Origin of the sequence: Mesocricetibacter intestinalis, assembly GCF_004363295.1 — a bacterium.
GTDB lineage: Bacteria > Pseudomonadota > Gammaproteobacteria > Enterobacterales > Pasteurellaceae > Mesocricetibacter > Mesocricetibacter intestinalis.
Genome location: NZ_SNYQ01000012.1, coordinates 1 through 12,322, shown reverse-complemented (window position 1 = coordinate 12,322; position 12,322 = coordinate 1). Strand labels below are relative to the sequence as shown.

At 46.4% G+C, this 12,322-nt stretch carries 13 protein-coding genes; 7 read left to right on the top strand and 6 right to left on the bottom strand.

Translation table 11 applies throughout. The features are described 5' to 3' along the window. Window positions 1–75: 75 nt before the first annotated feature. Window positions 76–831, top strand: a complete 756-nt coding sequence (locus tag EDC45_RS09940) for a class I SAM-dependent methyltransferase (RefSeq protein WP_133545957.1) — start codon at window positions 76–78, stop codon at window positions 829–831. Between the two features lie 73 nt (window positions 832–904). Here the strand turns inward: EDC45_RS09940 and recF are convergent, their stop codons facing one another. Genes recF through dnaA form a run of 3 tightly spaced genes read right to left on the bottom strand, consistent with a single transcriptional unit; the run spans window position 905 to window position 4,506 of the window. Further along, entirely contained in the window at window positions 905–1,990 is a 1,086-nt protein-coding gene (recF, locus tag EDC45_RS09935; protein ID WP_133545992.1) for a DNA replication/repair protein RecF, read from the bottom strand. 40 nt (window positions 1,991–2,030) lie between these two features. Further along, window positions 2,031–3,128, bottom strand: a complete 1,098-nt coding sequence (dnaN, locus tag EDC45_RS09930; RefSeq protein WP_133545955.1) for a DNA polymerase III subunit beta — start codon at window positions 3,126–3,128, stop codon at window positions 2,031–2,033. Window positions 3,129–3,138: 10 nt separating this feature from the next. Then, window positions 3,139–4,506, bottom strand: a complete 1,368-nt coding sequence (dnaA, locus tag EDC45_RS09925; RefSeq protein ID WP_133545953.1) for a chromosomal replication initiator protein DnaA — start codon at window positions 4,504–4,506, stop codon at window positions 3,139–3,141. A 429-nt stretch (window positions 4,507–4,935) separates the two neighbouring features. Between dnaA and rpmH the strand changes: the two genes are divergently transcribed. The 5 genes from rpmH (at window position 4,936) to mnmE (ending at window position 8,794) form a co-directional block, all read left to right on the top strand. Beyond that, window positions 4,936–5,070 (top strand): 50S ribosomal protein L34, encoded by a 135-nt coding sequence (gene rpmH / locus EDC45_RS09920; protein WP_133545951.1) that lies wholly within the window; start codon window positions 4,936–4,938, stop codon window positions 5,068–5,070. A 16-nt stretch (window positions 5,071–5,086) separates the two neighbouring features. Continuing rightward, a complete protein-coding gene (gene rnpA, locus EDC45_RS09915; RefSeq protein ID WP_133545949.1) occupies window positions 5,087–5,446 on the top strand; it encodes a ribonuclease P protein component in 360 nt (119 codons plus the stop codon). Beyond that, complete coding sequence (gene yidD, locus EDC45_RS09910; protein ID WP_133545947.1) at window positions 5,410–5,676, top strand: membrane protein insertion efficiency factor YidD; 267 nt, start codon at window positions 5,410–5,412, stop codon at window positions 5,674–5,676. Before rnpA ends, yidD begins: the two co-directional genes overlap by 37 nt. After that, window positions 5,673–7,292, top strand: coding sequence for a membrane protein insertase YidC (gene yidC, locus EDC45_RS09905; RefSeq protein ID WP_133545944.1), 1,620 nt, complete (start codon window positions 5,673–5,675; stop codon window positions 7,290–7,292). The genes yidD and yidC overlap by 4 nt, the downstream gene beginning before the upstream one ends. Before the next feature lie 134 nt (window positions 7,293–7,426). Beyond that, window positions 7,427–8,794, top strand: coding sequence for a tRNA uridine-5-carboxymethylaminomethyl(34) synthesis GTPase MnmE (gene mnmE / locus EDC45_RS09900; RefSeq protein WP_166635130.1), 1,368 nt, complete (start codon window positions 7,427–7,429; stop codon window positions 8,792–8,794). A gap of 73 nt (window positions 8,795–8,867) precedes the next feature. Here the strand turns inward: mnmE and EDC45_RS09895 are convergent, their stop codons facing one another. From EDC45_RS09895 to metN, 3 genes are read right to left on the bottom strand one after another with little or no spacing between them, the layout of a single operon-like run. Next, on the bottom strand, window positions 8,868–9,698 hold the full coding sequence (locus tag EDC45_RS09895) for a MetQ/NlpA family lipoprotein (RefSeq protein WP_133545940.1): 831 nt from the start codon (window positions 9,696–9,698) through the stop codon (window positions 8,868–8,870). Window positions 9,699–9,730: 32 nt separating this feature from the next. Further along, window positions 9,731–10,420, bottom strand: coding sequence for a methionine ABC transporter permease (locus tag EDC45_RS09890; protein WP_133545938.1), 690 nt, complete (start codon window positions 10,418–10,420; stop codon window positions 9,731–9,733). Beyond that, window positions 10,410–11,447 carry a methionine ABC transporter ATP-binding protein MetN gene (gene metN / locus EDC45_RS09885; RefSeq protein ID WP_133545936.1) on the bottom strand — a complete coding sequence of 346 codons (1,038 nt, stop codon included), beginning with the start codon at window positions 11,445–11,447 and terminating at the stop codon, window positions 10,410–10,412. Before metN ends, EDC45_RS09890 begins: the two co-directional genes overlap by 11 nt. 177 nt (window positions 11,448–11,624) lie before the next feature. Between metN and gmhB the strand changes: the two genes are divergently transcribed. Next, the gene (gmhB, locus tag EDC45_RS09880) at window positions 11,625–12,182 is read left to right on the top strand and encodes a D-glycero-beta-D-manno-heptose 1,7-bisphosphate 7-phosphatase (RefSeq protein WP_133545934.1); all 558 of its coding nucleotides are present in this window, start codon (window positions 11,625–11,627) and stop codon (window positions 12,180–12,182) included. Window positions 12,183–12,322: the final 140 nt, after the last annotated feature.

Genomic DNA, 12,322 nt, shown 5'->3' with positions numbered 1-12,322 from the left:
TCGAAGCGTATTTTTTTCGATATAAACCTGATATATTTAGTCAACTATTATCAGCGCAAATAAGGGACGAGGATTATGTCGAAACAAGAAGCGGGCCATAATTTTTTAGCACGTCTGGGGAAAACCCGATTACGTCCGGGCGGACGCAAAGCGACGGATTGGCTCATCGCTAAAGCCGATTTCAATGCGGATAAAAAGGTACTGGAGGTCGCTTGTAATATGGGCACTACCGCTATTGAGCTGGCTAAGCGCTTTGGTTGCCGGATAGAAGGGGTAGATCTGGACGAGACGGCACTGATAAAAGCCCGTGCCAATATTTCCGCCGAGGGACTGAGCGAACGGATTCATGTGCAGCGTGCCAATGCGCTGAAACTACCTTTTGAGGATAACAGTTTCCACATTGTGGTGAATGAGGCTATGCTAACCATGCTGCCGCTAGCGGCTAAAATGAAAGCTATTGCCGAGTATTACCGCGTGTTGAAGCCGAACGGCCTTTTACTGACCCATGATATTATGTTGTTGACGGAAGATAATGAAGCTATGCTTAATCAATTGCGCGCGGCGATTAATATCAGTGTTTCCCCTTTGACCCGAAGAGATTGGGAAAAAGCCTTTTACGAGGCCGGATTTTGTTGGGTAGAGAGTTTTTCCGGCCAAATGAGCCTGCTTTCTCCACAGGGTATGATTTATGACGAAGGCGTTCTGGGCAGTATAAAAATTGTCAGAAATGCCCTTAAAGCGGAAAATCGACAAACTTTCGCTAAAATGTTCCGATTATTTAATCATTCGCAGAATAAGTTGAATTTTATCGCCGTTTGCAGCCGGAAATAGGAAAAAGTGCGGTGTTTTTCGGCGGAATTTTTTATTGGCGAAAAACTTTTTGTTTTGCGACCGCACTTTTGCCCTAGTTTTCCAGCGGTTTGATTGTTCCTTTATCAACCTTGAAGATTTGTGATTTTTCCGGTTGCATCTGGCGCAGGTGAGAGGGAGTGATCGCGGTAACAAAAACCTGCGATTGACTGTTGCGCAAACGTTCTGCCAAAAGCTGGCGTTTGTTTTCGTCTAATTCGGAAGCAAAGTCATCAATGAGGAAGATGCAATGGCGATTTTTCTGTTGCATCAGGTGTTCGCCCTGTGCCAAACGCAGTGCGCACATCAGCAATTTCAACTGACCTCTGGAAAGAACGTCTTCCACCGGCAGGTTATTGGCGCGAAAGCGGAAATCTGCTTTTTGCGGGCCGGAAACCGTATATCCAATGGCTTTATCCCGCTCGAAGTTGTGTTCGAGTAACTGCGCATAATCCCTATCTTTTTCCCAACCCTGATAAAAGCCGATGCTGATTTCCGTTTCGGGCAGAAACAAACGACAGGTTTTTTCAATTTCGGTGCGCAGCGCCTCGGCATAATCGGCCCGCCAACGGCTGACTTGGTGAGCCAGTTTGGCCAGTTCCATATCCCAGATTTTTAGTGCGGCATAATCATAGTTTTGCTGTAATGCGGCATTGCGCTGTTTGAGCAGACGGTTTAAGCCTGACCAGGCGGCATGAAATTCGGGTTGATGGTGGAATAGCCCCCAATCAAGGAATGCGCGTCGATAGGCGGGGCCGCCGTTAAGCAGATTCAGTCCGTCGGGAGTGATAATCTGCATCGGCAGCAAGTGAGCGAGATCGGAAATTTTATTGCCGTCTTCGCCGTTGATTTTTACGATGGTATTTCCTTCTTTACGCAGTTTTTGCAGCCCCACGGACCATTGATGGCGCTGTTCGCGGATTTGTCCGTGTAAAATGAAGTGAGGCTGATCGTAGCGAATGATTCTGGTGGTAACTGTGCTTTTAAAGGAGCGACCGTGGCCAAGATAGAATAGGCTTTCCAATAAACTGGTTTTACCGCTGCCGTTGTCTCCCACCAAAAAGTTAAAGCCGTGGTCGAATTCAAGATCCACGGCGGCCAGATTACGGAAATTTTCAATGATTAAGCGGGAAATTGCCATTACGTCGATTAAAAAGTGCGGTGGTTTTGAGCCAAGTTTTTTATAAGCGCATCGGCATAATGACGTATTCCGCATTGGCTTCCTCGCAGTCTTCAATCAGACAGCTGGAGGTTGCGTCGGTCAGGCGCATACGGACGCGGCGACATTTTAGCGCATTGAGTACATCTAGAATATAGCTGACATTGAAGCCCACTTCCATTTCTTCCCCCTGGTAAGAAACGTCGATAATTTCTTCCGCTTCTTCTTGTTCCGGGTTGGTGGCGGTAATCTTCATCTGATTAAGGGAAAGCTGCAGACGTACGCTGCGGAATCGTTCCGTAGATAAAATGGCGGCACGTACGAAAGCCTGTTTCAGAACGTCCCAGTCCGCTTCTAAAATGCGATCCGCATTGCGCGGCAATACGCGGCGATAGTCGGGGAAGCGACCGTCGATCAGTTTAGAGGTGAATACCAGGCTGCCAAGCTGAACCCGCAGATTGTTCGTACCTATTTGCAGGCGAGCGGGGAGATCCGCACCATCGAGCAGGCGAACCAGTTCCAGTACTCCCTTGCGCGGTACGATAACGGAATGGTTTTGCAGATCCTGTTCCAGCGCGATGGTACAAACCGCCAGACGATGGCCGTCGGTGGCCACGGTACGCAGCAGATTTCCTTCGGTTTCGAATTTCATGCCGTTTAAGAAGTAACGCGCGTCCTGATTCGCCATGGAAAATTGGGTCGCTTCGATTAAGCGGCGTAAGGTATTCTGCGGCAGGCTGAAATCCACCTCCGACTGCCAATCGGCAAGATTCGGATATTCTTCCGCCGGTAATGTGGCCAGATTGAATTTGGTTCGGCCGGAACGTACAATGGCGCGCTCTTCTTCAAAGCTAACATGGATTTCCGCTTCTTCCGGCAAAGTGCGGCAGATATCCAGAAATTTTTTAGCCGGAATGGTAAAGGTTCCTTCGCCGCCGGAAATTAACGGGCTTTGGGTGGAAAGTTCCACTTCAAGATCCGTTCCGGTGATGGTAAGGCGTTCGTTATCAATATGTAATAACACGTTATTCAGCACGGGAATATTCGGACGGCTGCTCAATACCCCGCATACCTGCTGCAACGGTTTTAAAAGGTTTTCTCTTGAAACGATAAATTGCATTATCTGCCCCCTATGCGGATAGTGTGCGAATTAAATTAGACCAATCTTCCTGAATGTTATTATCTTCTTCCCGCAGGGCCGCAATGGTCCGGCAGGCGTGCAGTACCGTAGTATGATCGCGATCGCCGAATCCCCGACCGATTTCCGGCAGGCTGCGGTTCGTTAGCTCTTTAGCCAACGCCATCGCCAATTGACGCGGGCGGGTAATGGAACGGGAACGGTTTTTGGACTTCAGATCGGACACTTTGATGCGATAATATTCTGCCACGACTTTTTGAATATTTTCCACCGTTACCAGTTTGTCCTGTAGCGCCAACATATCCTTCAAGGTTTCGCGTACAAAGTCGATGGTGATGCTTTTGCCGGTAAAGTCGGCATTGGCATGTACGCGGTTCAGGGCGCCTTCCAGTTCACGTACGTTGGTACGTAGTTTCTGGCCGATAAAAAAGGCGACTTCTTCCGGCAGATGAATGCGTTTTTCTTCCGCTTTTTTCATTAGAATGGCAACGCGGGTTTCCAGTTCCGGCGGTTCGATGGGGATACTCAAGCCCCAGCTAAAACGGGATCTCAGCCGATCGTCTATTTTCTCGATTTCGCGCGGATAGCGATCGGAGGTTAAAATAATTTGTTTTTCCCCTTCGAATAAGGAATTGAAGGTATTGAAGAATTCTTCCTGGGTGCCCTCTTTGCCGGCGAAAAATTGAATATCATCGATCAGCAGAGCATCTAAAGAGCGGTAGAATTTTTTAAAGTTTTCAATTCGTTCCGCTTTCAGGGCTTTAACATATTCCTGAACAAAACGCTCGGCATGAATATACACTACCCGGGCATTCGGATTATCCGCCAACATACCGTTGCCTACGGCATGTAGTAAATGGGTTTTACCCAGCCCGGTACCGCCGTATAAAAATAAGGGATTGGCGGATTTATCGCCGGGACGATTGGCAACTTTCTGACCGACCGCTCGGGCCAGTTGGTTGGATTTACCCTCGACGAAATTTTCAAATAGATGATGAGGATTCAGATTAGAACGGAAAGGCAGGGGATTTTCCTGCACCGGCGCAACACTTTGCGAAACAGCTTCTGCCGCTTTCGTTTCCACCCCCTGGGAGCGGTTAGCGGGTTTACTCCCTTCCTGCAATTTAATCACAAGCTCCGGATTGCGGCTGAGTTCGCGTGCAATTTTGCTGATCCGGTTCAGATAATGATTTTCCACCCAGCTTTTGACAAACATATTGGAAGCATACAATACGATGCAGTTCGGCATATCCGTATCCGCCTGCAGGGGACGCAGCCAGGTGCTGAAGTCCGATGAAGGAATCTGATCTTGCAGTTGCAGCAGGCAGTCTTGCCAAAGTGAAGAAAGGTCGCGGTTCATGTTATATTTTGTATGACAAATAATTTAAAGGTTTAAGCTAATAATCCGAATAAGGGCTTGAAAGCCGACATAAAAGCGTTCCTAATTCTACAATAAACCGGAATAAAGATCTTTAAAAAAGGGCGTAAAAAATAAAAAAGCCCGGATTATCGCAGGTTATGGGCGGTTTACTCGAAGATACTTGAGATTTCGCTGAAACAACGTATAATTTCTCCGCTTTGACGGGAGGAAAGCGGTAAGCGGTAATTTTTGCCGAATTATCGTCCGATTTTACCTATTCCGTTTGACGAACGATGATTTTACGATTACAATCTCGTTCCTTATTTTTGAATACCCTTGTTTTCAAGTATTTGTGTTTTGTTCGTTTATGCTTTGCGTTGTCGAACAAAGCGAACGATGAACAATTTTTCGATTTAGGTAGATTAAGTTATGAAACGTACATTTCAACCTTCCGTATTAAAACGCAGCCGTACTCACGGTTTCCGTGCGCGTATGGCAACTAAAAACGGTCGTCAGGTTCTGGCTCGTCGCCGTGCCAAAGGTCGTAAAAAATTATCGGCGTAATCATTGATTCAATTGCGTGATTAAGCTGAATTTTCCTAGGGAGTTACGTCTGTTAACTCCCGAACAGTTCAGATACGTATTCCAACAGCCGCAGCGTGCGAGTACGCCGGAAGTTACCATTCTTGCCCGTCATAATCATCTCGATTTTCCCCGTTTAGGTCTTACCGTGGCCAAAAAGCATTTGAAGCGCGCCCACGAACGTAACCGCATTAAGCGCTTATGTCGCGAGAGCTTTCGCCTGCTGCAGCATGAATTACCCGCCTGCGATTTTGTTATTGTGGCGAAAGCCGGTATCGGGAAGCTGGATAACCGCACTTTTAGCGAAAACCTAATCAAATTATGGCAACGTCATATTCGCTTGGCCAAAAAATCCTGATTGGGCTGATCCGGGGATATCAGCTGATTATCAGCCCGTTAATCGGACCGCGCTGCCGCTTTACGCCGACCTGTTCTTGCTATGGTATTGAGGCGTTAAAACGCCACGGCGTATTAAAAGGTGGTTGGCTAACAATGAAACGTATATTAAAATGTCATCCTTTAAACTCAGGCGGCTACGATCCCGTACCGCCGGTAATAAATAACAACAAAGAAGAGAACAAAAAATGAATTCTAGAAGTGGCTTATTAGCGCTGGCTTTACTCTTTATTTCTTTTCTTGTTTATCAGCAATGGCAGACGGATTTTTACGCGCCTAAACCGGTAGCCGCTGAACAACAAGCAAGCGTAGCATCTTCATCAGAAACCCCGAGCAGTTCTTCCCCTGCAACGGTTACGGTAGATAATCAGGGCAAGGGGCGGACGATTACGCTGAGTAATGATGTTGTTCGTCTGAGCATAAATACTTACGGCGGTGATGTGGTCGGTTCCGAACTGTTGCATTATGCGGCGGAGCTGGATTCGCAGGATCGTTTTATTTTGCTGAAGGATAATGCGGAAGGCGTTTATGTCGCACAAAGCGGTTTAGTCGGTAAAAACGGAATCGATAGCGCCGCAGGTCGTGCCGATTATCAGGTGGAAGGCGAGCAATTCGCACTGGCGGAAGGTCAGGACGAATTACGGGTACCGCTGACATTGGAAAAAGACGGGGTCATTTATCGTAAAATCTTTATTTTAAAACGCGGTTCTTATGATATCGGCGTGGATTTTGAGATCGATAACCAAAGTAATGCGGCAATTGAGGTGCAGCCTTACGGCCAGCTGAAACATACTTTGGTGGAAAGTTCCGGTAATGTGGCGATGCCGACTTATACCGGCGGCGCTTATTCTTCTTCGGAAACCAATTATAAAAAATACAGCTTCGACGATATGAAAGGCGCGAACCTGGCTGTGGATACAAAGGCCGGTTGGGTTGCGGTACTGCAGCATTACTTCGTATCGGCCTGGATTCCCGATCAGGATGCGGATAATCAGCTCTATACCAGTACGGCTAAAAATAACGGCTTTATCGGTTACCGCGGGCCGGTAACCACTATTGCCGCCGGTGCTAGTGATACCATTAAGAGCTCCTTATGGACAGGTCCTAAACTGCAGAACGAAATGGGCTCGGTGGCCAACCATCTGGATTTAACCGTAGATTACGGTTGGGCATGGTTTATTGCAAAACCGCTATTCTGGTTACTGACTTTTATTCAAGGCTTGGTGCATAACTGGGGCTTGGCGATTATCGGTGTTACTCTGGTGGTGAAAGCGATTTTGTATCCGTTGACCAAAGCGCAATATACTTCTATGGCGAAAATGCGTATGTTGCAGCCGAAACTGCAGGAGATGCGCGAACGCTTCGGTGATGATCGTCAGCGTATGAGCCAAGAAATGATGAAGCTGTATAAAGAAGAAAAAGTTAACCCGCTTGGCGGCTGTTTACCGATTCTACTGCAAATGCCGATTTTTATCGCATTGTACTGGACTTTTATGGAAGCGGTAGAATTGCGTCATGCGCCGTTCTTCGGCTGGATTCAGGATTTATCCGCTCAGGATCCTTATTATATTCTGCCGATTCTAATGGGGATTTCCATGTACTTGCTGCAAAAAATGTCGCCGACACCGGTGGCTGATCCTATGCAGCAAAAGGTTATGAACTTTATGCCGCTGATCTTTATGGTATTCTTCCTGTTCTTCCCGGCCGGTTTAGTATTGTACTGGTTGGCTTCGAACCTGATTACCATTGCACAGCAGCAGCTGATTTACCGCGGTCTGGAGAAAAAAGGTCTGCATTCCCGTAAATAAGCGGAAATAGGTTGAAAGGCATCGTTAAGATGCCTTTTTCATAATAAAAAGTATCTAAAATCCGACCGCACTTTTAACGATAAGTCGGGAACGGATTTAAACCTGCGATTGCAGGCGGTTTAGGAAATATGTCTATGTTTGATACGAAAGAAACCATTGTGGCACAGGCAACCCCTATCGGACGGGGCGGAGTAGGCATTTTGCGCGTTTCCGGCCCCTTGACCGCCGCAGTTGCCCAAGAGATTGTCGGGAAAGAACTAAAACCCCGTGTAGCCAGTTATCTGCCCTTTAAAGATGAGGACGGTACAATGTTGGATCAGGGGATCGCCTTGTTTTTCAAAGGGCCGCATTCTTTTACCGGCGAAGATGTTTTGGAACTGCAGGGACATGGCGGACAGGTTGTGCTGGATCTGTTGTTAAAGCGTATTCTGACTTTAAAAGGCGTGCGTTTGGCCCGACCGGGAGAATTTTCCGAACAGGCTTTTCTAAACGATAAACTGGATTTGGCTCAGGCCGAGGCGATTGCCGATCTTATCGATGCTAGTTCCGAGCAAGCGGCGCGTTCCGCTCTGCGCTCAATGCAGGGGGAATTTTCGCATAAAGTTAACCGCTTGGTGGATATGCTAATCTATTTGCGCACCTATGTTGAAGCGGCGATAGATTTTCCCGATGAAGAAATTGATTTTCTGGCCGATGGTAAAATTGAAGGCCATTTGCAGGATATTATCGCTCAGCTCGAACAAGTACGTACGGAAGCCAGACAGGGAGCCATTTTACGCGAAGGTATGAAGGTGGTAATCGCCGGCCGGCCGAATGCGGGAAAATCCAGTTTATTGAATGCGCTGGCGGGGCGGGAAGCGGCAATTGTTACTCATATCGCCGGTACTACGCGCGATGTTTTGCGCGAACATATTCATATTGACGGTATGCCTTTGCATATTATTGATACCGCAGGGCTGCGCGATGCCACCGATGAAGTGGAAAAAATCGGTATAGATCGTGCCTGGACGGAAATCGAGCAGGCGGATCGGGTATTGCTGATGTTGGATAGTAGCGATAAGGATAGTAAGGATATGGCAAAAATTCGGGCGGAATTTCTGGATAAATTGCCCTCGAAACTGCCGGTAACCATAGTGCGCAATAAAATTGATCTAAGCGGTGAGCCAGAAGGATTAAGCGAGGAAAATGGCTATGCGTTGATCCGTTTATCCGCGCAAACCCGGCACGGAATACAGCTATTGCGCGAGCATCTGAAACAAACCATGGGGTATCAAACCGGTATCGAGGGCGGATTTTTAGCCCGCCGTCGTCATGTTGAAGCCCTGGAAAAAGCCGCAGAACACTTACGGAGCGGCCATTTGCAGTTAACGCATTTTCATGCCGGCGAATTATTGGCGGAGGAATTACGCTTGGCTCAAAATGACTTAAGCGAAATTACCGGACAATTCACTTCCGACGATTTGCTGAGCAATATCTTTAGTTCCTTTTGTATCGGTAAATAATAAATGAGATTCCTATCCTCCGAGCAGAGGAAAAGAAAAGGGGCATTTGCCCCTTTGACTTGTTTTGCCGGAATTACCAGCCTTTAACCACACCCTCTTTAAAGTGCTTAACTGCTTCCTGATACACTTCTTCGGTTTGATAGGCTTTAACGAAATTTTTTACCGCTTCGCTGTCTTTATTATTCTCCCGGGCGACGATAATGTTCACATATGGAGAATCCTTATCTTCGACAAATACACCGTTTTCCGTGGTGGTTAATCCTACTTGACTGGCGTAGGTATTATTGACCACCGCTAAATCCACATCGTCCAAAGCACGGGCGGCAACGGAGGTATCCACTTCTTTAATTTTTAGATTTTTCGGATTTTCGACAATATCCAGTGAAGTGGCGAATAGGTTGCTATTATCTTTTAGTTTAATCAGCCCTTGTTTCTCCAGTAAAATCAATGCTCTGGCCAGATTGCTCGGATCATTAGGCACGGCAATAACGGCACCTTCTTTCAGCTCGTCCAGGTTCTTGATTTTTTTCGAATAACCGGCTAAAGGATAAACGAAGGTGTTGCCGACAATCACCAGATTGTTGTAGCCGTGCTCCTGTGCATCTTTATCCAGATAAGGTTTATGTTGCATAGCGTTGATATCCAAATCGCCTTTGCTGACTGCCGGGTTTGGCATTGCATAATCGTTGAATTCTACGAATTCGACGTTCAGACCGTATTTTTCTTTTGCGATTTTGGCGGCAATTTCGGCAACCTGGTGTTCAGGCCCGGACATTACACCCACTTTTAGGGTTTGAGATGTTGTTGTCGGCGCGGCGGAATCCGCTTTTTTCTCGTCTTTACAGGCGCTTAATGCAAATACCGAACTGAGGGTAAGAACTGTAAAAAGTTTTTTCAGGTTCATGTTGTGTTCCTTGTTTATGTAATGTAGTTAGATTAACGACGATCAAAATGATCGGCGAGTTTATTACCGTATTTTTCGCATAACATCACAATGATGACGATAATGACTGTTGAAACCCAGAGGACATAAGGCATATTACGGTGCAGTCCGTAAGAAATCGCCGTATTGCCCAGACCGCCGCCGCCGACCGCACCGGCCATAGCGGAATAACCGATCAGCGCCACCAGTGTCAGGGTCATTGCTTTTATTAATACCGGTAGTGCTTCCGGCAAATAAAATTTAGTAACTAATTGCCATACGCTGGTACCCATTGCTTTGGCCGTTTCGGTCAGACCGCTGGGAATATCCCCCAGCGCATTTGAGGTCAAACGGGCAAAAAAAGGCAGAGCGGAAACGCTGAGCGGAATAATGGCCGCGGTTGTACCTAGCGTCGTACCTACTAGGAAGCGAGTTACCGGCATCAGGTCGAATAACAAAATAATAAAAGGGATCGAACGACCTATATTTATTACGGCTTCCAATATGCGGTTTAGACGCGGATTATCCAGTGCCTGATTTTTTTGGCTCAGGAAGGTGATAACACCGAGAGGCAGACCGAATACAACGGCAAATAAGGTGGCGATAAAGCTCATATACACTGTTTCGAATGAACTCATACCTATTAGCTGCCACAGCTGAGGCGTCAATTGTCTTGAGAACTCCGTGATAAAATCATTCCACATAACCTAGAACCTCTACTCTGACATTGTTTTCCATTAAATAAATTTTTGCCTGTGTAATCGCATCTTCATCGCCTTCGACTTCCGCTACGGTAAAACCGAATTTTGTTCCGCCGGCATAATCGATTTGCGACATCAGAATATTCAATGCGATATCGTATTTGCGAGAGGCTTGCGAAAGCAGAGGAGCATCGACGGAGCGGCCGGTAAATTCGAATTTAATAATCGGCCAGGATTTTTCATGTGTAGGCGTATCGGATAATTTGTTTAGATATTCCTCCGGCAGGGCCACATGGAAAGTGGAGCGGATAAAATCTTGCGCTAGCTTCGTTTTAGGATTGGAGAAAATATCGCTTACCGAACCCTGTTCAATCAGATTACCTTTATCAATAACGGCCACCTGATCGCAAATGCGCTTAACCACATCCATTTCATGGGTAATTAATAGAATTGTAATGCCCAAAGAGCGGTTGATTTCTTTTAATAATTTTAAAATGGATTGAGTGGTGGCCGGATCCAAGGCACTGGTCGCTTCATCGCATAATAAGACTTTAGGATCGCTGGCAAGGGCGCGAGCAATGGCGACCCGCTGTTTCTGACCGCCGGATAAATTAGCGGGATAAACGTCCTGTTTATCGGTTAAGCCGACCAGCGCCAGCAATGCAGAAACTTTCTGCAAGATTTTTTGTTTGTCCGCTCCGGCTAATTCCAGTGGCAGGGCCACATTATCAAATACGGTACGAGAGCTAAGCAGATTAAAATGCTGGAAAATCATACCTATATTCCGCCGCTCGCTGATTAGCTGGCGATCTGTAAGTAATGTCAGATCTTTACCGTCCACAACAACAGTGCCGGAAGTGGGTCTTTCCAGTAAGTTTACACAGCGTATTAATGTGCTTTTTCCCGCACCGGATGCGCCGATTACACCGCAAATTTGCCCCTTGGGAACATGCAGAGAAACATTATTTAACGCGGTTAGTTTCTGACCTGAAATATCAAAAATTTTACTAATATTATTTAGCTTAATCATATAAGCCCTTTGATTATCCTATTCGTCCAACATTTTTGAGCTATTCTAGACGTCTAGATAGCTATGTCAATAATTATTCTCGGGGGAAATGCCTGCCGTAAAGAGAAGTGTAATTTGCTAAATTACCGGAGAAAGCAGATAATCAACGGCGGTTTACAATAAATATAAGGATAAGGTGTGAAAAAAGCTATTTTTCTGGATCGCGACGGAACGCTGAATATTGATCACGGATATGTGCATGATATTGATAACTTCCAATTTATCGAAGGAAGTATAGAGGCATTGAAGACCCTGAAAGAAATGGGATATTTGTTGGTACTGGTAACCAATCAGTCGGGGATTGCGCGCGGTTATTTTTCCGAACAAGAGTTTCTGCAACTAACCGAATGGATGGATTGGTCTTTAGCCGATAGGGGCGTGGATCTGGACGGTATTTATTATTGCCCCCACCATATTGAAGGAAAGGGAGAATATAGGCAACAATGCGATTGTCGCAAGCCGGCTCCGGGTATGCTATTACAGGCCATTAAAGAATTGAAGATTGATCCGCAGATGTCCGTGATGATCGGCGATAAACCCGAAGATATACAAGCGGGAGAAAGGGCGGGGATCGGAATAAAGGTTCTGGTCAGAAGCGGTAAACCCCTAAGTGCGGAAAATGAAAAGCTGGCGGATCATGTTTTAGATTCCATCGCCCAGCTGCCGGAATGGCTCAAGACGAAGAAATTGAGCTAAAAATCGGCAGAATGAATAAAAATAAGTCGATTACTACCTTTTTTTAAAAAAATTTTAAAAAATACTTGCAAAGGTCATCGAAAGCCCTATAATACGCCCCACACAACGACGCGCTGTTGTGAAACAACAAAACATCCGGT

Excerpts from the sequence above, each read along its gene's own strand:
- EDC45_RS09940 (WP_133545957.1), top strand. The coding sequence starts at position 76 with ATGTCGAAACAAGAAGCGGGCCATAATTTTTTAGCACGTCTGGGGAAA.
- recF (WP_133545992.1), bottom strand. The coding sequence starts at position 1,990 with ATGGCAATTTCCCGCTTAATCATTGAAAATTTCCGTAATCTGGCCGCC.
- dnaN (WP_133545955.1), bottom strand. The coding sequence starts at position 3,128 with ATGCAATTTATCGTTTCAAGAGAAAACCTTTTAAAACCGTTGCAGCAG.
- dnaA (WP_133545953.1), bottom strand. The coding sequence starts at position 4,506 with ATGAACCGCGACCTTTCTTCACTTTGGCAAGACTGCCTGCTGCAACTG.
- rpmH (WP_133545951.1), top strand. The coding sequence starts at position 4,936 with ATGAAACGTACATTTCAACCTTCCGTATTAAAACGCAGCCGTACTCAC.
- yidD (WP_133545947.1), top strand. The coding sequence starts at position 5,410 with ATGGCAACGTCATATTCGCTTGGCCAAAAAATCCTGATTGGGCTGATC.
- yidC (WP_133545944.1), top strand. The coding sequence starts at position 5,673 with ATGAATTCTAGAAGTGGCTTATTAGCGCTGGCTTTACTCTTTATTTCT.
- mnmE (WP_166635130.1), top strand. The coding sequence starts at position 7,427 with ATGTTTGATACGAAAGAAACCATTGTGGCACAGGCAACCCCTATCGGA.
- EDC45_RS09895 (WP_133545940.1), bottom strand. The coding sequence starts at position 9,698 with ATGAACCTGAAAAAACTTTTTACAGTTCTTACCCTCAGTTCGGTATTT.
- EDC45_RS09890 (WP_133545938.1), bottom strand. The coding sequence starts at position 10,420 with ATGTGGAATGATTTTATCACGGAGTTCTCAAGACAATTGACGCCTCAG.
- metN (WP_133545936.1), bottom strand. The coding sequence starts at position 11,447 with ATGATTAAGCTAAATAATATTAGTAAAATTTTTGATATTTCAGGTCAG.